18 protein-coding genes are annotated in these 18,810 nt (G+C 70.5%); 11 read left to right on the top strand and 7 right to left on the bottom strand.

The window, feature by feature from the left end:
• The first annotated feature begins 10 nt into the window (after window positions 1-10).
• The 5 genes from AC6CCG_RS11725 to AC6CCG_RS11705 all read left to right on the top strand — a co-directional run bounded on the left by AC6CCG_RS11725 (window position 11) and on the right by AC6CCG_RS11705 (window position 3,574).
• A complete protein-coding gene (locus tag AC6CCG_RS11725) occupies window positions 11-955 on the top strand; it encodes a DUF389 domain-containing protein (protein ID WP_496654721.1) in 945 nt (314 codons plus the stop codon).
• Window positions 952-1,953 carry a methyltransferase domain-containing protein gene (locus tag AC6CCG_RS11720; RefSeq protein ID WP_496654720.1) on the top strand — a complete coding sequence of 334 codons (1,002 nt, stop codon included), beginning with the start codon at window positions 952-954 and terminating at the stop codon, window positions 1,951-1,953. The genes AC6CCG_RS11725 and AC6CCG_RS11720 overlap by 4 nt, the downstream gene beginning before the upstream one ends.
• Window positions 1,954-1,962: 9 nt before the next feature.
• Window positions 1,963-2,799 (top strand): aldo/keto reductase, encoded by an 837-nt coding sequence (locus AC6CCG_RS11715; RefSeq protein ID WP_496654719.1) that lies wholly within the window; start codon window positions 1,963-1,965, stop codon window positions 2,797-2,799.
• Between the two features lie 155 nt (window positions 2,800-2,954).
• A complete protein-coding gene (locus AC6CCG_RS11710) occupies window positions 2,955-3,188 on the top strand; it encodes a hypothetical protein (protein WP_496654718.1) in 234 nt (77 codons plus the stop codon).
• Window positions 3,185-3,574: a TA system VapC family ribonuclease toxin gene (locus AC6CCG_RS11705; protein WP_496654717.1), complete on the top strand. Its 390-nt coding sequence runs from the start codon at window positions 3,185-3,187 to the stop codon at window positions 3,572-3,574. The genes AC6CCG_RS11710 and AC6CCG_RS11705 overlap by 4 nt, the downstream gene beginning before the upstream one ends.
• A gap of 6 nt (window positions 3,575-3,580) precedes the next feature.
• Here AC6CCG_RS11705 and AC6CCG_RS11700 read toward each other — a convergent pair whose 3' ends face one another.
• On the bottom strand, window positions 3,581-4,468 hold the full coding sequence (locus tag AC6CCG_RS11700) for an RNA polymerase sigma-70 factor (protein ID WP_496654716.1): 888 nt from the start codon (window positions 4,466-4,468) through the stop codon (window positions 3,581-3,583).
• 157 nt (window positions 4,469-4,625) lie between these two features.
• Here AC6CCG_RS11700 and AC6CCG_RS11695 point away from each other — a divergent pair, with 157 nt between their 5' ends.
• Window positions 4,626-5,969: an FAD-binding oxidoreductase gene (locus AC6CCG_RS11695; RefSeq protein WP_496654715.1), complete on the top strand. Its 1,344-nt coding sequence runs from the start codon at window positions 4,626-4,628 to the stop codon at window positions 5,967-5,969.
• A 4-nt stretch (window positions 5,970-5,973) separates the two neighbouring features.
• Here AC6CCG_RS11695 and AC6CCG_RS11690 read toward each other — a convergent pair whose 3' ends face one another.
• On the bottom strand, window positions 5,974-7,248 hold the full coding sequence (locus AC6CCG_RS11690; protein WP_496654714.1) for a PQQ-binding-like beta-propeller repeat protein: 1,275 nt from the start codon (window positions 7,246-7,248) through the stop codon (window positions 5,974-5,976).
• Window positions 7,249-7,291: 43 nt separating this feature from the next.
• Window positions 7,292-8,956 (bottom strand): succinic semialdehyde dehydrogenase, encoded by a 1,665-nt coding sequence (locus tag AC6CCG_RS11685; protein ID WP_496654713.1) that lies wholly within the window; start codon window positions 8,954-8,956, stop codon window positions 7,292-7,294.
• 135 nt (window positions 8,957-9,091) lie between these two features.
• Between AC6CCG_RS11685 and AC6CCG_RS11680 the strand changes: the two genes are divergently transcribed.
• Window positions 9,092-10,909 (top strand): glycoside hydrolase family 2 protein, encoded by a 1,818-nt coding sequence (locus AC6CCG_RS11680; RefSeq protein WP_496654712.1) that lies wholly within the window; start codon window positions 9,092-9,094, stop codon window positions 10,907-10,909.
• Here the strand turns inward: AC6CCG_RS11680 and AC6CCG_RS11675 are convergent, their stop codons facing one another.
• From AC6CCG_RS11675 to AC6CCG_RS11665, 3 genes are read right to left on the bottom strand one after another with little or no spacing between them, the layout of a single operon-like run.
• Window positions 10,910-12,163, bottom strand: a complete 1,254-nt coding sequence (locus AC6CCG_RS11675; RefSeq protein WP_496654711.1) for an RNA polymerase sigma factor — start codon at window positions 12,161-12,163, stop codon at window positions 10,910-10,912.
• Window positions 12,164-12,169: 6 nt separating this feature from the next.
• Window positions 12,170-12,541: a YciI family protein gene (locus AC6CCG_RS11670; protein ID WP_496655392.1), complete on the bottom strand. Its 372-nt coding sequence runs from the start codon at window positions 12,539-12,541 to the stop codon at window positions 12,170-12,172.
• Window positions 12,542-12,546: 5 nt separating this feature from the next.
• Window positions 12,547-13,005, bottom strand: a complete 459-nt coding sequence (locus AC6CCG_RS11665; RefSeq protein WP_496654710.1) for a DoxX family protein — start codon at window positions 13,003-13,005, stop codon at window positions 12,547-12,549.
• Window positions 13,006-13,095: 90 nt separating this feature from the next.
• On the opposite strand from AC6CCG_RS11665, the gene AC6CCG_RS11660 reads away from it, so the two are divergent.
• From AC6CCG_RS11660 to AC6CCG_RS11650, 3 genes are all read left to right on the top strand, one after another.
• The gene (locus AC6CCG_RS11660) at window positions 13,096-13,497 is read left to right on the top strand and encodes a MerR family transcriptional regulator (protein ID WP_496654709.1); all 402 of its coding nucleotides are present in this window, start codon (window positions 13,096-13,098) and stop codon (window positions 13,495-13,497) included.
• A gap of 18 nt (window positions 13,498-13,515) precedes the next feature.
• Window positions 13,516-14,676 carry a glycosyltransferase gene (locus AC6CCG_RS11655; protein WP_496654708.1) on the top strand — a complete coding sequence of 387 codons (1,161 nt, stop codon included), beginning with the start codon at window positions 13,516-13,518 and terminating at the stop codon, window positions 14,674-14,676.
• 66 nt (window positions 14,677-14,742) lie between these two features.
• Window positions 14,743-15,333 (top strand): dihydrofolate reductase family protein, encoded by a 591-nt coding sequence (locus tag AC6CCG_RS11650; protein WP_496654707.1) that lies wholly within the window; start codon window positions 14,743-14,745, stop codon window positions 15,331-15,333.
• On the opposite strand, the gene AC6CCG_RS11645 is transcribed toward AC6CCG_RS11650, so the two are convergent.
• Window positions 15,317-17,758, bottom strand: a complete 2,442-nt coding sequence (locus tag AC6CCG_RS11645) for a hypothetical protein (protein ID WP_496654706.1) — start codon at window positions 17,756-17,758, stop codon at window positions 15,317-15,319. The two genes, AC6CCG_RS11650 and AC6CCG_RS11645, sit on opposite strands and share 17 nt — an antisense overlap.
• A 120-nt stretch (window positions 17,759-17,878) precedes the next feature.
• Between AC6CCG_RS11645 and AC6CCG_RS11640 the strand changes: the two genes are divergently transcribed.
• Window positions 17,879-18,799 (top strand): aminoglycoside phosphotransferase family protein, encoded by a 921-nt coding sequence (locus AC6CCG_RS11640; RefSeq protein WP_496654705.1) that lies wholly within the window; start codon window positions 17,879-17,881, stop codon window positions 18,797-18,799.
• The last annotated feature ends 11 nt before the right edge of the window (window positions 18,800-18,810 follow it).

Raw genomic sequence — 18,810 nt, 5'->3', positions numbered from 1 at the left:
GGAGGTACGGATGCTGCACCTGCGGGTGATCTCGCCCGACGCGCTCACCGAGCCGACCCTGGAGCTGCTGCGCGACGACGAGGCGGTGACCCATCTCTTCGTGCTCAAGGGTGCCGCGCAACGACCGGCCGGCGATGTGATCAGCTGCGACATCGCGCGAGAGGGCGCCCAGGACATCCTGGACCGACTCCGCGCACTCGGACTGGAGAAGCAGGGCGGCATCAGTGTCGAGCAGGTCGACCTGACACTCTCCACGGCGGCCGACTCGGCCGTCGACAGGACGCCCGGCGAGCCGGGCGACGCGATCGTCTGGTCCGACATCGAGCAGCGTTCCGGCGACGAGGCGAAGCTGAGTTGGACGTACCTGGTCTTCATGACGGTCGCCATGATCATCGCGAGCATCGGCGTGTTGCTCGACCAGCCGATCCTGATCGTCGGCTCGATGGTGGTCGGCCCGGAGTTCGGCCCGCTGGCCGCCCTCTGCACCGGCATCGTCGGCCGCCGGCGGAGCCTGATCGGCCGGCCGCTCGGCACCCTGGTAGCGGGCTTCGGCGCCGGCATGGTGATCACCGTCGGCACCACCTGGCTGTTCACCGCACTCGGCCTGATCAACCGCGAGATGCTGCTCGAGCCGCGACCGCTGACCAGCTTCATCTGGCACCCCGACGCGCTGTCCTGGGTGATCGGCCTGCTGGCCGGCATCGCCGGGATGCTGTCCCTGACGTCCGCCAAGTCCGGCGCCCTGGTCGGCGTGCTGATCTCGGTGACCACGATCCCGGCGGCGGCCAACGCCGCGGTGGCCCTCGCCTACTGGGTGCCCTGGGAGGCCGGCGGCTCGGCCCTGCAGTTGTTGATCAACCTCGTCGCGATCATCGTGGCCGGGGTGCTCACCTTGATCATCCAGCGGTACGCCCAGCGCCAGCTGGACCGTCGCCGGACCCGGACCCGGTCATGATCAACGACCGGTTGGAGTTCCGTACCATCGGCGGCGCAGAGGACCTGCTGGCCGAGGAGCTCGGCGACGCCGGCCTGACCGAGCTGGCGCTCGGAGAGCGCCGGGTCACCGCGACCGTCACCGCGCCGCCGGAGACGCTGACCGGGCTCCGGCTCAGTTCCACCGCGTCGCTGCCCCTCGGCGACGGGGCCGAACCGGACCTCGGACCGCTGCGCGAGTCCGCCGGCCGCGGGATGATCGCGGCGCTCGCTCCCGAGCACGGCGCGATCACGTTCCGGGTGGGCCACGACTCGGCCGGGGTGCGTACTGCGCTGACCGACCGGATCACCGCGGAGTTCGGCTGGGTCAACGCGCCCGGCGACTGGCTGATCAACCTCACCCGGTACGGGGAGCGCTGGCTGGCCGAGCTCGGGCCGCTGCACTGGAGCCGGCGGTTCGGGCGGCTGGAGCGGCTGCCCTGGTCCAGCACGCCGGTGCTCGCGGCGACCCTGGTCCGGCTGGCCAAGATCGGCCCGCGCGACCTGGTCGCGGATCCCTTCTGCGGCACCGGAACGCTGCTCGTCCTGGCCGGGCTGGTCGAGCCCGAGGCACGCCTGTTCGGCTCCGACCGGGACCCGGAGGCGATCCGGCTGGCCAGGCTCAACGCCGACCGGTTCGGCATCCGGGCCCGTTGGCGTACCGGAGCGGCCGAGACGATCGAGCTCCGCGACGGCGCCGCCGCCCGGGTGGTGGCGAACCTGCCGTTCGGCAAGCAGGTCGGCAGCCACCAAGACAACGAGCAGCTCTATCCCGCCGCGCTGCGGGAGATCGGCCGGATCCTCGACCCGCGCGGCCGGGCGGTGCTGCTCACCGACGACAAGCGGCTGTTCGCCGAGTCGGTGCAGCGCACGGGCGGGATCAAGATCATCCGGGAACGGGTGCTGAGCTTCGGCGGGGTCAGCCCGACCGCGTACGTGATCACGGCGACCACCAGGAACCGGCGCGGCCGTGGCCGATAGGGTTGGAGCATGACTTCCGTGCCAGTGATCACGTTGAACAATGGCGTCACCATTCCCCAATTGGGCTTCGGGGTCTACCAGGTGCCACCGGAGCAGACCCGGGAGGCCACCCTGGCCGCGCTGGAGATCGGCTACCGGCACATCGACACGGCCGAGATGTACCGCAACGAGCGCGGAGTCGGCGAGGCGGTCCGCGAGTCCGGCCTGGCCCGCGAGGACGTGTTCGTCACCAGCAAGCTGAACAATCCGTACCAGACCCGCGACGACGCCCTGGCCGCGTTCGAACGGACCCTCGCCGAGCTCGACCTCGGCTACCTCGACCTGTTCCTGATCCACTGGCCGCTGCCGACCGTGCGCGACTACGTCGAGACCTGGCGGGTGATGGAGGAGATCCTGGCCGGCGGCAAGGTCCGGGCGATCGGCGTCTCCAACTTCGAGCCGGCCCACCTGGACCGGCTGGCCGCGGAGACCGAGACCGTACCGGCGATCAACCAGATCGAGGCGCACCCGTACCTGACCAACGACGTCGTCCGCGCCTACAACCAGGCGCACGGGATCGCCACCGAGGCCTGGGCGCCGATCGCCAAGGGCAAGGTCGCCGAGGACACGGTGATCAAGGGCATCGCCGAGCGGGTCGGCCGGACCCCGGCCCAGGTCACCCTGCGCTGGCACCTGCAGCGCGGCGACATCGTCTTCCCGAAGTCGATCACCCGCAGCCGGGTCGAGGAGAACTTCGCCCTGTTCGACTTCGAGCTCTCCGACGACGACGTCGCCGCGATCACCGCCCTCAACACCGACGCCCGGATCGGCCCGCACCCCGACGCGATGGACCGCGTCAACACCTGACCCCGGCCCCCTCGCCCCAACACCGCGGATTTGTCGACAACCCCACGCACTTCGCCGACTTCGGCGTCGGAATGTCGACAACCGCACCTACTGCTAGCGGCTGGCGGGCGGCTCGCACGGTTCTGCATCACGAGTGATGCAGGTACGATGCAGGTATGCGAACCACTGTCGACCTGCCGCCTGCTGTCCATCGGCGCGCCAGCGAACTTGCGCGCGAACGCCATCAATCACTGTCGACTGTCGTCGCCGAACTCACGACTCGTGGCCTTGCCACCTTGGGGCAACCGCTTCAGGTGACGACCGATCCGGTCAGCGGGTTTCCGGTCCTGACCCTCGGCGACCGGGCCATCACATCCGAAGACGTCGCGGACGCGCTGGACGACGAGTGACCTTTCTCCTGGATGCCAACGTCCTGATCGCACTGGTCGTGGCCAACCACGAGCATCACACCAGGGCCGCCCGCTGGGCTGGTGGCGTCGAGCGCATCGCCCTGTGTCCGATCGTCGAGGGTGCGCTGGTCCGATTTCTCGTCCGGACCGGCGAGACATCCCGCACCGCGAAGACCTTGCTCAACGCGATGCACGACTCAGCCCGCTGCGAGTTCTGGGAAGACTCCGTTTCCTACTCGGCAGTCGAACTGGGGCATGTCACAGGTCACCGTCAGGTCACCGACAGCTACCTCGCCGCTCTGGCCGAAAGCCGTGGCGGATTGCTGGCGACGTTCGACCCGGGTCTGGCCGCGGCGCACCCCGAGCGGACCGCGCTGATCCCGTGACGTCGATCAGCGCGTGATCGTGGTCGGCTCGGAGAGGCGGGAGAGCTTCTCGGGGTTCCGGACCAGGTAGATGCCGGTGATCATGCCGCCGTCGAGCCGCAGGGTCAGCACGGTGTTGATCTTGCCGGCGACGCGCATGATCAGCGCCGGCCAGCCGTTGATCATGGCCTGTTCGATCGACTCCAGGTCGGGGATCGGCATCCGCAGCGAGAGCAGGCCGAGGATCCGGTCGGCCCCGACCAGCGGCTCCAGGGTCGCCTGGACGACGCCGCCGCCGTCGCCGAGCAGGACGGCGTCGGGCGCCAGCCGATCCACCAGTCCCTGCAGGTCCCCGGTCTCGACGGCCCGTTGGAACGCGGCCAGGGCGGCGCCGGCCTCCTCGCGGGTGACCTCGCCGCGCGGGCGGCGGGCGGCGACGTGCTCCCGGGCCCGGTGGGCGATCTGGCGGACCGCGGCCGGGCTCTTGTCGACCGCTGCGGCAAGCTCGTCGTACCCGAGGCCGAAGACCTCCCGCAGCACGAACACCGCGCGCTCGGTCGGCGACAGCGTCTCCAGCACCAGCAACATGGCCAGCGACACGCTTTCGGCGAGCTCGACGTCCTCGGCCACGTCGGGCGTGGTCAACAGCGGCTCCGGCAGCCATGGCCCGACGTAGGACTCGCGGCGCCGGCCGAGCGAGCGCAGCCGGTCCAGGGCCTGCCGGGTGACGATCCGGACCAGGTAGGCCCGCCGGTCCCGTACCTCGTCGAGGTCGACGGACGCCCACTTCAGCCAGGACTCCTGCAGGGCGTCCTCCGCATCCGCCGCCGAGCCGAGCAGCTCGTAGGCCACGGTGAAGAGCAGGTTCCGATGCTCGACGAACGTCTCGGTGGCGGCGTCCGGGTCGCTGGACATGGTGCTCCTCAGGCTCGGTGTCACCCATAAGACTCCGCCGAACCCGCGGGTGTGACAGGACTGTCCCCGTGACGTAGGTCACATCATGGGCCGGTCACAGTGTCCCGGCGGGCGGCGTCTTGTGAGCGTTCAGTTGACGTGGAAGGACAAGATCATCATGAGCACGACCCTCGAACTGCTCGGCCGCGACTTCGGCGGAGCCATCATCGACAACACCAGTGACCAGTACGCGGCAGCGAGCCGGACGCCGCTCGCCCTCGGCAGTCCGGCCACCATCCTCCGCCCGGAGACCGTGGCCGACGTCCAGGCCGCCGTGCGGTTCGCCGCGGCCGGCGGGCTGCCGCTGTCCGTCCGCGGCGGCGGTCACGGCTTCCCGGGTTTCGGGACCAACGACGGCGGCATCGTGATCGACCTCGGCTCGCTCGCCGGCGTCGAGGTGAGCGACCGAGACCGGCACCTGGTCCGGATCGGCGGCGGCGCCACCTGGGGTCAGGTCGTCGATGCACTGGCCCCGCACGGCCTGGCGATCTCGTCCGGCGACACCCGGAGCGTCGGCGTCGGCGGACTGACGCTGGGCGGCGGGATCGGTTGGAAGGTGAGGAAGTACGGCCTCGCGCTGGACCAACTGGTCGCGGCCGAGGTGATCACCGCAACCGGCGACCTGGTCCGGGCCAGCGCGGATGATCATGACGACCTGTTCTGGGCACTCCGGGGTGGCGGCGGCAACTTCGGCATCGTGACCGCCTTCGAGTTCGAGGCCCACCCGACCACCGACGTCCACGTCGGCAAGATCACGTTCGCGCAGGACCACGCGGCCGCCGTGCTGCAGGGCTGGGCCGACGTGCTCCGTGAGGCGCCGGAGGAGCTGACCGCGATCGCCGACCTGGCCAACCCGATCGCCGGCGGCCCGGAGGCGCCGGTGCAGGTCCATGTCGCGGTGGACACCGACGATCCGGCGCTGGCCGCGCGGATCCTCGACCCGATCCGCCGGCTCGCGCCGGTGATCGACGACGACGTCGCAGTGCGGCCGTACGGCGACGTACTGGTGCCGGGCCAGGTGCTGCCGCCCGGGTTGAGGTTGATCACGCGGAACGCCTTCGTCGACAGGGATTCCGTGCCGCAGGTGTTGACCCTGCTGGCCGAGGTCGGCACCTCGGGCCGGTCGCCGTTCATCGCGATCCGCAGTCTCGGCGGGGCGGTCTCCCGGGTCGACGGTGACGCCACCGCCTACGCCCACCGGCAGGCCGAGCTGATGATCGTGACCGTGGTCGCCGGCCCGCCCCCGGTGATCGAAGCGGCGAGCCCGGGCGTCGCTGCGCTGTGGGAGCGGTTGGCACCGCACCTGAGCGGCGCCTACGCCAACTTCCTCACCGGTACGTCTGCCGATGATCTTGCCGCGGTCTACCCGGCCGCGACCCGGGACCGGCTGGCGGCGATCAAGCAGCACTACGACCCGGCCAACCTGTTCGCCCGCAACCACAACATCAGCCCGGCGGCTTGACCGTTCAGGCGGGCGAGATCCGGTACGTCGCGAAGCCCTTCGAGTCCACGGTGATCAGCCAGCGGTCGTTGACCGCTGCGAAGACGCCGTGCAGGCTGGGCGATCGCGGCGTGCCGGAGCGATCGAGCGCCACGACCCCGGCCAGATCGGCATCGCTCTCCCAGGTGCCCTGGGTCGTCGTGAGTTGTCCCCAGATGTGGTGGCCGACGCCGGACCTCGCCTCGAAGTCGAGCCCGCCCGGCCGGCCGCGGCCGTGCTGCGGCTTCCCGTCCGGCAGCACCTGGGTGAAGAAGCCGCTCGACCAGGGACTCCACCAGTCGTCCCCGGTGTCCCAGGCCAGCAACGGCGGATCCGTCATGATCGGCAGCGGCTGAGCCTTCGCCGCGAAGTCGACCCGCTCGCCGGTGGCCAGCCGGAAGACCTGGGGCCCGTTGAACACGGCGCAGCCCGCCGCGGTGGCTCGGTGATCGCCGAGGAAGCGCAGTTCCTGATCACCGGCCCAGCGCTGCTCACCGGTCCCGGCGTCCAGGGTTCGCGGCGTCCAGACGGCACGGCCGCCGGACCCGCGCTCGCGCTGCCCGACGACTACGTATTCACCCTCGGCTCCGAGGCCGACCGCGTCCGGGGCCGACCAGAGCCGCTGCCCGGTCCGCCCATCGATGGCCACGGTGGTCAGCGGTGCGTCCGCGGCCGGCCAGTCGGGGCCGAGCTCCGGGGTGACGGTGATGATCACGTACGCGTCCGTCACGGCGGTGATCACGGGCCGCTCGGTCGACGGCTCCGAGGTGGCGACGCCCCACACCGGCTCGCCGGTCGCCAGCCGGACTCCGATCACGCCGCTGGCCGGCTTCGCACCGCCGTCGCTGACGTACGGCAGCGGCAGGGTGTCACCGACCGCCCGGAGCAGCGGATTCTGGAAGGTCGCGCCGAACGAGCCGGAGGCGACCCGCCCGCAGCCGCTGAGCCGGACCCGACCGACCGTCGGCACGGTGATGGGCCGGCCGACCGCGAGCGACCATCGCTTCGCGCCGGTGGCCGCGTCCAGCGCGGTGATCCGCTCCGGCTCGGGTTCGGCGCCCTCCGCATACAGGACGGTGTCCCCGACCAGGCTCAGCCGGTCGACCAGGTAGTCGATCCCGCGCCCGGCATCCCAGGGCACCGGCCGGTCCCAGACCCGGTCCAGCGCGAGTTCGGGTGCCCGCGAGCCGGGGCCCGGTGAGCAGGCGGCGAGGAGCGGTACGGACGCGATCGCGGCGAGCACGGTTCGGCGATTCGGCACCCGGGCATTCTGGCAGCCGACCGTGCCGAACCGGGCGCGGCGGTCAGCGGCCGGGCAGGATCCGCACCGCCCGCAGCACCTCGGTCATCAGACGGCGGTAGGCGCGGCCGCGGAAGGGACCGAACTCGCCGGTCGGCACACCGGCCTGCCGGGCCACCGTCTGCACCCGGGTGACCGAGCGCAGGGCCTCCCGGCCGTGCCGGTGGCCGCCGCCGGACTGTCCCCAGCCGCCGATCGAGGCGTGCACCGACCCGTACGCGGCGGCGAAGCCGTCGTTGATGTTGATCTTGCCGAACGGCAGCCGGGCGGCCAGGGCCTGGGCGGCGCGGGCATTGGCGGACCAGATCGACGCGTTCAGGCCGAACTCGGAATCCGCGGCGAGACTGACCGCCTCGTCGTCGGACTCGACCGCCGTGATCGCGACGACCGGACCGAACGTCTCCTCCCGGTAGCAGCGGGCCGCCGGTGGCACGTCGGTCAGCACCGTCGGCCGGTAGCAGTACGGTCCCGCCTCCGGCACCGGCCGGCCGCCGGCCAGCACCCGGGCCCCGTGCGCGACCGCGTCACTCACGTGATCGTGAACCTTGGCCAGCTGGTCGGCCGAGGTGAGCGAGCCGATGTCGTAGTCGTCGGCGAACCCGACGCCGACCACCAGCCGGTCGGTCACGGCGGCGAACCGGCGGGCGAACTCCGCCGCCACCGCCCGGTGGACATAGATCCGTTCGATCGACTCGCACAGCTGACCGGCCGACGAGAAGCAGGCCGCGACCGCGCCCGGCACCACCCGATCCAGGTCGGCATCGGCCCTGATGATCATCGGGTTCTTGCCGCCGAGCTCGAGGCTCGCCTTGATCATCCGCTGCCCGGCCTGCTCGGCGATCCGCCGGCCGGTGGCCGTCGAGCCGGTGAAGATCACCTGGTCGCACCGGTCGATCACGGCCGGCCCGACCTCGCCGCCGGGACCGACCACGATCTGCCACAGGTCGGCCGGCAGTCCGGCGTCCATGATCAACTCACGGCCGAGCAGTGCGGTCAGGACGGTCTGGCTGTCCGGCTTGTGCAGCAGCGCGTTGCCGGCCAGCAGCGCCGCCAGGCCGTCGCCGACGCCGAGCGAGAACGGGTAGTTCCACGGACTGATCAGGCCGATCAGCCCGACCGGGGCTCGGTGCTGCCGGACCCGGGTGAAGATCGGCAACGCGCCCGGTAGTGATCGCGGCGCCAGGGTGGAACGGGTGACCAGGCCCAGGAACCGGCTCAGCAGCGCCACCTCGAGCAGCTCCGTGAACGCGTGCCCGCGGGCCTTGCCGGTCTCGGCCTGGATCACGTCCAGCAGTTCGTCGGAGCGATCGAGGATCGCCTCCTGCAGGTGCAGGCCGACCGCGGCCCGTACCCGCGCCGGAGTCTCGGCCCAGCGCACCTGCGCCGCCCGGGCCCGGTCCACGGCCGCATCAAGATCATCGGCGGTCGACGTCGGCAGCTCGGTCAGCGGCTCGCCGGTGAACGGCATGATCGTCGGTTGGAGCGGGCCGGTCCCGGCGATGCCGCGCCGGAGCTCGTCCAGGCGGGCCGGTGCCAGGGTCGGCGGAAGCGGGCCGGGCCCTTCGACAGGCTCAGGGCGCGAGGGTTGGGAAGGCTCAGGGCGCGGGGGTTGGGAAGGCTCAGGGCGCGGGAGTGGGGAAGGCTCGGGGCGCACCGGTTCGCCGTTCATGCCGCCAGTCTGCTGCGCGGCGTCGGCCCAGCCAACTGATCGCGACCTCCGGGCGCGGCGCTCGGCGGAGTCTGCCACGATAGACGCTCTGTGCTCGTTGACACCGTGACCTCCGATCCGTACCGAAGGAACCTCGTGACCGACATCCCGAGACCCGAATACCCGCGCCCGCAGTTCCGTCGGGAGCGCTGGCTCAACCTCAACGGCCAATGGCAGTTCGCGCAGGACCCGGGCGACTCCGGCCTGCAGCGCGGGCTGGTGACCAGTGACCTGCCCGACGAGATCACGGTGCCGTTCGCGCCGGAGTCCGAGTTGTCCGGCATCGGGAACGTCGACTTCATGACCGCTGTCTGGTATCGGCGCGAGGTGACCGTGCCCGCCGACTGGGCCGGCGACCGGGTGCTGCTGCACTTCCAGGCGGTCGACTACGACGCGACCGTCTGGGTCGACGGCGTCGAGGTCGGCCGGCACCGGGGTGGCTTCACCGGCTTCACGCTCGACATCACCGACTCCGTGACGCCGGGCCGGCCCGCCTGGATCACCGTACGGGCGCGTGATGATCGGGAGAGCCCGCAGCCGCGCGGCAAGCAGTCCACCCGCTACGAGAAGTACGGCTGTCTCTACACCCGGACCACCGGGATCTGGCAGACCGTCTGGCTGGAGTCGGTGCCGCAGCACCACCTGCGCCGGCCCCGGATCACGCCGAACGTGGCCGGCACCTCGTTCGAGTTCGAGCTGCCGCTGTCCGAGAACCGCGACAACACCATGATCAGGATCGCGATCACCGACGACACCGGCACGGTCGCCGTACGGTCGGTCCGGGCCGATCTCGATCTTGCTCCGCGGACCGAGGTGCGGCTGCCGGCCGACCGGGCGCGGAAGTGGTCGGCGGACGACCCGTACCTCTACGACGTGACCATCGAACTTCGTGATCTTGACGGCAACCTGATCGACTCGGTGCTCAGCTACGCCGGCCTGCGCAGCGTCTCGATCGTCGGCAAGCAGGTGCGGATCAACGGCAGCACGGTGTTCCAGCGGCTGGTGCTGGACCAGGGCTACTACCCGGACGGGATCATGACCGCGCCGTCGGACCAGGCGCTGATCGACGACATCCGGCTCAGCCAGGAGGCCGGCTTCAACGGCGCCCGGCTGCACCAGAAGGTGTTCGAGGAGCGGTTCCTCTACCACGCGGACCGGCTGGGCTACCTGGTCTGGGGCGAGTTCGGCGACTGGGGCTGCGGCACCGGCCAGGCTCCCTATGATCATCAGCAGCCCTCCCAGGGGTACGTCACCCAGTGGCTGGAGGCGGTCGAGCGCGACTACTCGCACCCGAGCATCGTCGGCTGGTGCCCGCTGAACGAGACCTGGCAGGTGATCAGTGATCAGGTCACCGTGCTGGACGACGTCACCCGCGGGATGTTCCTGGCCACCAAGGCGATGGACACCACGCGGCCGGTGATCGACTCCTCCGGCTACTCGCACCGGGTCGCCGAGACCGACATCTACGACTCGCACAACTACGAGCAGGACCCGGCGAAGTTCGCCGCGATCATGGCCCCGCTGGCCGAGGGCAAGCCGTACGCGAACCCGGATGATCAAGCTCCGGACCGGCTCTGGTCGCTGCCGTACCGCGGACAGCCCTATTTCTGCAGCGAATTCGGCGGCATCTGGTGGAACCCGGATGTGGCCGCGTCCGGCGTCGAGCAGGGCGATTCCTGGGGGTACGGCGACCGGCCGCGGACCGAGGAGGAGTTCTACGAGCGCTTCGAGGGCCTGCTCAAGGTGCTGATGGACGACCCCAACATGTTCGGCTACTGCTACACCCAGCTGACCGACGTGTTCCAGGAGCAGAACGGGATCTACTTCTTCGACCGCAAGCCGAAGTTCGACCTGACCCGGCTCCGCAACATCCAGCGCCGGGTCGCCGCGATCGAGGGGCAGAACGCTTCCTGATCAAGGAGCCGAAGGGGTGCCGGCCAGGCGGGCGGCGCGGGACTGCAGGTAGTGCCGCTCGACCTGGCTGAGGGTCAGCCGCGCGGCCTCCTGGTAGGCGGCCAGCGCGGCCTCCGGCTCGCCGTTCTGCTCCAGCAGATGGGCGCGGACGGCGAACAGGCGGTGATGCCCGGCCAGCTGGGGATGATCGGCGACGCTGTCGATCAAGGTCAGACCGGCGGCCGGGCCGTCCGCCATCGCGACCGCGACGGCGCGGTTCAGCGTGATCATCCGGTCGTCCGACATCCGGTCCAGAACCCCGTACAGGGCAGCGATCTGGGGCCAGTCGGTGTCCTCGTACCGCTCCGCCTCGGCATGGCAGGCGGCGATCGCCGCCTGCAGTTGGTAGCTGCCCGGCCGTTGCCGCGGCAACACCTGTTCGAGCAGCCCGACCCCTTCGGTGATCATGGTCCGGTCCCAGCGGCCGCGGTCCTGTTCGGCCAGCGGGATCAACTCGCCGGCCGGCCCGGTCCGGGTGTCCCGGCGCGACGCGGTGATCAACATCAGGGCGAGCAGGCCGCCGATCTCCGGCTCGTCCGGCAGCCGGGACCAGAGCAGCCGGGTCAGCCGGATCGCCTCGTCGGCCAGTTCGACCCGCTGCAGGTCCGGGCCCGAGGAGGCCGTGTAGCCCTCGTTGAAGATCAGATAGAGCACCTGCAGCACGGCGGCCAGCCTCTTGTCCCGCTCCTTCGGCTCCGGCATCCGGAACCGGGCACCGGCTTCGAGGATCCGCTGCTTGGCCCGGGTGATCCGCTGTCCGACGGTGGTCTCCGGGATCATCAGCCCGCGCGCGATCTCGGCCGTGGTCAGGCCGCCGACCGCGCGCAGGGTGAGCGCGATCTGGGACGGCGGCCTCAGGTCCGGGTGGCAGCACAGGAAGACGGTGATCAAGGTGTCGTCGCGATCCTCCGGCCGCGGCGTGTCGGGCGTCTGCGACGGCATCGGCACCTCGCGGACGAACTCCCGCTGCTCGCGCTGCCGCCGGGACTGTTCGCTGCGCAGCAGGTCGGTCAGCTTGCGGCCCGCCACGGTGGTCAGCCAGGCCGCCGGATTGTCCGGTACGCCCGACTCCGGCCACTGGGTGGCGGCCGCCATCAGGGCTTCCTGGACCGCGTCCTCACAGAGGTCGAACCGGCCGTACCGCCGGGTCAGCGCGCCGAGAGCCTGCGGCGCGATCTCACGCAGCAGGCTCTCGAAGCCGGTGGTCCGGGTCACGGTGGGTCAGATGTAGTCCGGCCCGGCCGACTCGTCGACCGGCCGCAGCTCGACCCGGGCCTCGACCAGGCCGGCGAACCGGCCGGCCAGCTCCAGCGCACGATCATGGGACTCGGTCTCGACGATCAGGAAGCCGGCCAGCACTTCCTTGGTCTCGGCGTACGGTCCGTCGGAGGCCACCGGCCGGCCGTCGCGGAGCTCCACGGTCAGCGCGTGCGACGGCGGGGTGAGGCCCTCCCCGGTCACCAACTCGGACGAGGCCTGCAGCTCCTCGAGGAATGCGTTCATGTTGCGGAAATGATCTTCGACCCGCTCGCGCGGCCACTGGTCCCAGTCCCAGGAGGACTCGTCGCCGAAGGTCATCAGCATGTACTTCATGGAGATCACCGGGTCTTCCTCGTCGTTGCGGTGCGCTCAGCGTACCGGCGAATGACCGTCACGAAGTCGAGCAGACGGTGCCGCCGCAGGACGACCACGACGGCGGCCACGGCGGCCACGGTCAGCGGAATCGCCGGGCTGGTGGCGAGCGGCCCGACGCTGGAGACGGCGGCGCCGATCATCAGGGCGAACAGGCCGATCGCGGCGATGCCGGCCACCGGCGCGATCAGCAGGCCGACGGCGCCGGCCACTTCCAGCGATCCGACGACGTACCGGAGCCACTGGCCGGCCCCGAGGGTGTCGAACATGCCGACCATCATCGGGTCGCCGGCCAGCTTGGGGATGCCGGCCATCGCGAACTGGCTGGCCAGGGCCACCTGGAGGACCCAGGAGGCGACGGTACGGACTCGGCCGCCGGCCCTGGTCGGCCGGACGACGGTGGCTGAGATGGTCTGCGTGGTCATGATGACTCCTTGGTAGGGGTTGCTGTCACCCCTCGTACGGAGCCGTCGACACGATCCCGACAGTTCGGCCGAACTTTTTTCTCTGCCAGCATGGACGGCATGTCCGCCGCGGAGTTGACCATCGGCGAGCTGGCCCGCGAGGCCGGGGTGGCGACGCACGTGCTGCGCCACTGGGAGGACGTCGGGCTGCTCGACCCGGCGCGGAATTCCGCCGGCCGGCGCCGGTACGGGCAGCGGGAGCGCGAGCGGATCGCGATCATCCGGCTCGGCAAGCGGGCCGGGCTCAGTCTGGAGGAGATCCGGCTGCTGCTCGACTCGAAGGATCTGACCGGGCGGCGGGCGGTGCTGGCCGGCCGGCAAGCCGAGCTGGAGCAGCAGATCGCGGCCGCACAGCAGGCAGTGGAGATGCTCGGCCACGCCCTGACCTGTACGCACGCCGACCTCACCGAGTGTCCCGTGTTCCGCTCGGCGCTTGACGTGAGGTCGACCTGAAGTCGGACGCTGATCGGCATGGATCGTTCACTGCATCTGCTCCAGGTCATCCGCGAGGGCGGCGGCACGCCTGGCGTCGAGCTTCGGGTCACCGAGAAGCTGCGAGCTCGCGGCCACACGGTCCGGGTCGCCGGGCCGCCCGAGGTCCGCGACTACGTCGAGCGCGCCGGCTTCCCGTACCTGGGACTGCCCTGGCCCGAACCCGGCGAACGCTACGGCGACCAACCGCTGATGCCCCAGCAACTTCTGGCCGCGGAACGCTGGGCGCGACGGCTCGCCGACCTCGCGAGCGTCGGCACGGACGCCTTGATCAGCGACTCGGCGGTAGTCGCCGGCCCGCTCGCCGCCCGGCTGACTGGCCTGCCGTCCATCTCTCTGATGCCCACCGTGTACGTCGCCGACCAGTTCGCGTCCGGACCAGCGGCGGAACTCGTGCACCCGGCGAACCAGACCCGCCGGCGACTCGGCCTGGCGCCGCTCGACTCGTTCCTGGACCAGTTCCACGACGTGGATCGGGTGCTGATGCTGACCGCGCGGGAACTGGAGCCGCCGGAGTTCGACCTGCCCGACGACCTCGGCTACGTCGGCCCCCAGCTTGACCAGGCCGTTGAGGCGACCATCGACCCGCTCATTCCGGAGGGTCCGGGGCCGCTGGTCCTGGTTGAGCTGAGCACCTCCGAGCAGGGCCAGACCGATCTGTTGCACAGGATCCTGGCGGCCCTCCGCCGAACCGACGTCCGGGCGGTCGTGACCGTCGGGCCTGCCGTCGATCCGGCCGACTTCCCCGGCACCGAACGGATCCAGGTGTACGGCACCGTCCCGCACGGCCCGATCATGGCCCGGGCGGACGCGGTGATCACCCACGCCGGTCACGGCACCGTGATCGGGGCGCTGGCCGCGGGGGTTCCCCTGCTCTGTCTGCCCATGGGCCGGGACCAGCCGGCCGTCGCCGAACGGGTCGCCCGGCACGGGGCCGGGCTCGTGCTCGACCCCGAGGCCCCGGCCGACCGGATCGGGGACGCGCTGCGGCGGGTGCTCGACGAGCCCGGATTCGCCGACGGGGCGTGCCGGCTGGCGACGGCGATCGCCCGCTATCCGGACGACCTGGTGGTCCGCGAGATCGAGGCCGCCGCGTCCCGCTCGGCGCCGCCCGGGATCTCTGTCCGGGAACTGTCGTGACGGACGGTTCGGCTCCGACGAGGGGGTGACGGCGGAGGTCGCCGTACCCGATCAAGGAGGAACATCATGGGCAAGGTCATCGCCGGGATCTCGATCTCGCTGGACGGCTTCGTCACCGGCCCGAACGTCACCCGCGCCCAGCAGCTCGGCGACGGCGGCGACGTGCTGCACCGGTGGCTGTGGGCGCCGGCGCCGGTCGACACCGAGTTGTTGGAGGGAATGCAACAGGGTGCGGGCGCGATCCTGATGGGCCGCCGGTCCTACGACCTGGCCGAGGGCGACGGCGGCTGGGGCGACGGCGGGCCGGCCGGTCCGGTGCCGTGCTTCGTGCTGACCCACCGGGCCCCGGAACAGGAGACGGTACGGGCTCGCGAGGTGTTCACGTTCGTCACCGACGGCGTGCGGAGCGCCGTCGAGCAGGCGCAGCAGGTCGCCGGTGACCAGGTGATCGGCGTGCACGGGGCCAGCGCCACCCAGCAGTGCCTCGCCGCCGGGCTGATGGACGAGATCCAGCTGCACCTGGTGCCGGTGCTGCTCGGTTCCGGCACCCGGTTGTTCGATCACCTCGGCGGGCCGGTGGCGTTGGAGCGGACCGAGGTGATCGACTCGCCCAACGCCACCCACCTGCACTACCGGGTGATCAACAAGCCCCGCTGACCGCTCCGCGGACCCGGTTCGGGAAGCCGAGGTCGGTCGGCCGGGGTTGGTTGTCCCGGCAGGCCAGGGCGCCGAGGACGTCGCTGCTCCGGAACACGGTGCGCCAGGCGTCGGTGTGGTTGCCGGTCAGCGAGACGGCACCGCCGAACCGGCTGTGCTCGAGGCTCAGCTCACCGGTGGTGCCGGTGATCGACACCGCGCCGCCGATCTTGGTGCCGGCCAGCCGGACGGACTCGGCGCCGGCCGCCGCCAGGCTGCCGGTGATCACCGAGTCGGTCGACTCCAGCGAGCCGCCGCTCTTGATCACCACCGAGCCGGCGATCTCGGCCCGGTCCAGACAGACCCGGTCCTTGATCACCAGCGAGCCGCTGTGCTTGCCGGTGATCACCCGGGCGTCGTCGTCCACCTGGCACGGACCGTGCAGGTCGAACTCCGCCTTGATCGGCGCGGTGGAGGCGAGGTGCCAGCCCGACGTGTTCTCCAGCTCACCGTTGGCCAGGTCCAGCCCGATCGTCTCGATGTGATCGAACCCGATCTCGGTCTGGTACTTCGCGATCGCGGCCTTGCTGCAGACGGCGAACTCGATCTCGACCTTGGACTTGCCCTTGACCAGATCGGTCAGGTCGATCACGCCCTGATGATCGGAACCGTTGATGTAGAACCAGGGCCAGTAGTCGCCCGCATCCCGGTCCCAGATGGTCTTGCCGTCGATCCGCAACTGCTTGAACAGGTTGCCGAAGTTGGCCTGGTACCAGTCGGTGTGCCAGAACGAGATCTCGTACCGGCCGAGGCCGGGCAGCACGGTCGCGGTCTGAGTTGCGGTGGCGCAGGTGTTCGCCGGGATCGGCGTGTTCTTCGGGGTGCTGAACTGCAGCCGGCCGTTGCCGTACATGGCCCGGTTGTCCCGGCCGATCCGGAGATTGGGCCAGGAGTTGTACGAGACCGGACGGAACTCCTTGCCCTGATAGCGGGCAAAGCCCTCGCTGATCGCATTGAACGTCGTGGTCCACCGGTCCGGTGTGTACAGCTCGATGTACGGCTGCATGGTCGGCTCGTTGCGATCCAGCGTCCAGCCGGCCTCGGACTCGAAGTCGCCGCCCTTGATCGTGAAGCCTTCCGCGCTGACATCGTCGATGCCGACATCGGCCGGCCACCAGCCGACGCCCTTGGCGTGGAACAGTCGGAACGACAGCGTGGCACTGGTCTTGCCGCGCAGCGCCTCGGTCAGGTCGACCGTGGTCTTCAGCCACTCCATCCGCGGGTCGGCCGTGATGTCGGCCTGCCAGACCACCTCGTCGTCGACCAGCAACTGCTTGTACTGGTAACCGGGGAGGCCGGCCTCGTCCTGATCATGGTGGTAGAAGGTGAGCCTGCGTTGTTGATCATCGCCCGGCAGGCTGATCCGCTGCTCGGCCGCCGCCCAGGAGCCGTCCTTCGTGGCGGTGAAGTTGCTGACGCTGAGGCTGAGCCGGCCCATCCCGCCGTGCGCCCAGGAGTCCCAACTGGGTGCCTGCTGTTCCAGCAGCAACGGGGTTCCGTACGCGATCACGCCGGTCAGCCGGCCGTCCCGGAGGTAGGGCTCGGCCCGCTCCAGCATCGCCTTCGCGTAGCGGTCGTCCGGGTAGATGATCCCGTCCAGGAACCGGCCGTTGTAGATCAACAGGACCAGCTCGAGGTTCGCGTCGCCCGTCACCTGCAGTGCCGAGTCCACCCGCGGCTCGAGCCAGGTCGGGTCCACGGTGTTGTTGAGGTAGCCGTTGTAGGCGTAGATCACGCCGTCCAGCGCGTCCTTGATCGTCGCCATGTGCGCCGGCGTGATGTCCCAGTGGTACATGGTGACGTACCACTTCAGGTCCGGGTTGATCCCGTCCATGATCGCCCGGATGCTGTCCAGATACTCCTTGGTGAACAGCTGGCTGTTGTCGCCGACGAGGAAGTCGTCGATGCCCCAGGACACGACGTTGTCGTACTTCACCGAGAGCTCGGCGATCGCCTTGCCCCAGGCCCGGTAGTCCTTGTTGAACGGGCGCGAGCAGCGGCCGTCCAGGTGGGTGACGTCGTTCAGGAAACACTCGCTGGGCGGCACGATGTAGACCATGATCTTGATCCCGGCCCGCTGGGCCGCCGGCGCGAACTCCTCGACCAGGTCCGCCCAGTCGGTGTGCTGGTCCCAGATGCCGTATGTAAACGTATTCACATTGAGGGCCTGCAGACGCTTGATCATGGCCGGCGTGTCGATGTGCCGATAGCCGTCGGACCGCGGCTTCTCTTCCCGCAATGGCGAGTCGACCGTGTTGCCACCCGACATCGCGGACAGGAACGTACTCTTCGGGATCACTCCGGCCGGCGCGGGGTTCGCCGCGGCGACTCCGGGAGTGATCATCATGAGCAGGGCCAGTGCGGCCCCGAGCAGGAGTCGTCGCATCGTTGTGACCTTCCCGGTAAGCTTCGATATTTCGAAACAATCTTCCTATATAGGCTAAGTTGCTCGCCGAGCGACGGCAAGACCCAGGACGCGTTCCCGGGCCGGTGGTTGACTCGCGGTGTGGGCGCATCCGAACTTCAGCTGCCGGACCGGTTCCGGCACGAGGTGCTGCGCCGGAGCCCGGACGCCGGCGCCGCCTGGCTGGCCGACCTGCCCGGGCGCTGTGCCGATCTGTGCCGGCGCTGGCGGCTGACCATCAGCGGACCGGTGGCCACCGGGGCCACCTCGGTCGTCGTACCGGTCATGACACCGGCCGGCCCGGCCGCGCTCAAGATCATCGGCCCGATGATCGACGCCGGTACGGAGGCCACGGCGCTGCAGGCGTTCGACGGCGAGGGGACGGTCCGGCTGTTCGAGACCGAACCCGCCGCCAACGCCCTGCTGCTGGAGTGGCTGCCCGGTCCCGCACTGGCCGGCGAGCCGGATCCGCGGGTCGCGGTACGGATCGCGGGACAGCTGGCCGCCCGGCTCGGCCGCACCCCGGCCCCCGCCGGCAGCACCAGCCTGGCCGCGGGCGCCCTGGCCTGGCGGCACCAGTTGATCGAGCAGCACGAGGCCGCGGACCGGTCCCGGCTCGCCTTCCCGGACGACGTGTTCGCGCTGGCTCTGGTCGCCGTGGCCGAGCTCGGTGCCGGGCGTTCGGACCGGCTGACCCATGGTGATCTCAGCCTGGACAACATCCGCTCAGCCGCCGACCGACGCTGGGTCGCGATCGACCCGCTGCTGGTCGCCGGACCGGTCGCCCACGAGGTGCACACGATCGTCCGGAGCCGGCTGCCCGAGATCGGCGACGCCGCGACGCTGGCCGCGCTGACCGCGGAGGCCTGCCGAGCTGCCCAGGTCGATCATGATCAGGCGAGCCGCCTCTCGCTGGCCCGCTATGTCGCGTCGACGTACTGGGAGAGTCAGAACGGCGGCGACCCGGACAACGTGCGCCGGCTCCGCGCGGCCACGCTGTTCAGCGTCCGACTGCTGTCCTGATCCTGGGTCAA

Source organism: Microlunatus sp. YIM B11417, assembly GCF_059617205.1.
Note: the sequence above shows the minus strand (reverse complement) of the source record. Positions and strands in the feature narration are given on the sequence as shown.

Excerpts from the sequence above, each read along its gene's own strand:
- AC6CCG_RS11665 (WP_496654710.1), bottom strand. The coding sequence starts at position 13,005 with ATGACCACGCAGACCATCTCAGCCACCGTCGTCCGGCCGACCAGGGCC.
- AC6CCG_RS11720 (WP_496654720.1), top strand. The coding sequence starts at position 952 with ATGATCAACGACCGGTTGGAGTTCCGTACCATCGGCGGCGCAGAGGAC.
- AC6CCG_RS11695 (WP_496654715.1), top strand. The coding sequence starts at position 4,626 with ATGAGCACGACCCTCGAACTGCTCGGCCGCGACTTCGGCGGAGCCATC.
- AC6CCG_RS11670 (WP_496655392.1), bottom strand. The coding sequence starts at position 12,541 with ATGAAGTACATGCTGATGACCTTCGGCGACGAGTCCTCCTGGGACTGG.
- AC6CCG_RS11685 (WP_496654713.1), bottom strand. The coding sequence starts at position 8,956 with ATGAACGGCGAACCGGTGCGCCCCGAGCCTTCCCCACTCCCGCGCCCT.
- AC6CCG_RS11715 (WP_496654719.1), top strand. The coding sequence starts at position 1,963 with ATGACTTCCGTGCCAGTGATCACGTTGAACAATGGCGTCACCATTCCC.
- AC6CCG_RS11650 (WP_496654707.1), top strand. The coding sequence starts at position 14,743 with ATGGGCAAGGTCATCGCCGGGATCTCGATCTCGCTGGACGGCTTCGTC.
- AC6CCG_RS11655 (WP_496654708.1), top strand. The coding sequence starts at position 13,516 with ATGGATCGTTCACTGCATCTGCTCCAGGTCATCCGCGAGGGCGGCGGC.
- AC6CCG_RS11645 (WP_496654706.1), bottom strand. The coding sequence starts at position 17,758 with ATGCGACGACTCCTGCTCGGGGCCGCACTGGCCCTGCTCATGATGATC.
- AC6CCG_RS11660 (WP_496654709.1), top strand. The coding sequence starts at position 13,096 with ATGGACGGCATGTCCGCCGCGGAGTTGACCATCGGCGAGCTGGCCCGC.
- AC6CCG_RS11710 (WP_496654718.1), top strand. The coding sequence starts at position 2,955 with ATGCGAACCACTGTCGACCTGCCGCCTGCTGTCCATCGGCGCGCCAGC.
- AC6CCG_RS11700 (WP_496654716.1), bottom strand. The coding sequence starts at position 4,468 with ATGTCCAGCGACCCGGACGCCGCCACCGAGACGTTCGTCGAGCATCGG.
- AC6CCG_RS11725 (WP_496654721.1), top strand. The coding sequence starts at position 11 with ATGCTGCACCTGCGGGTGATCTCGCCCGACGCGCTCACCGAGCCGACC.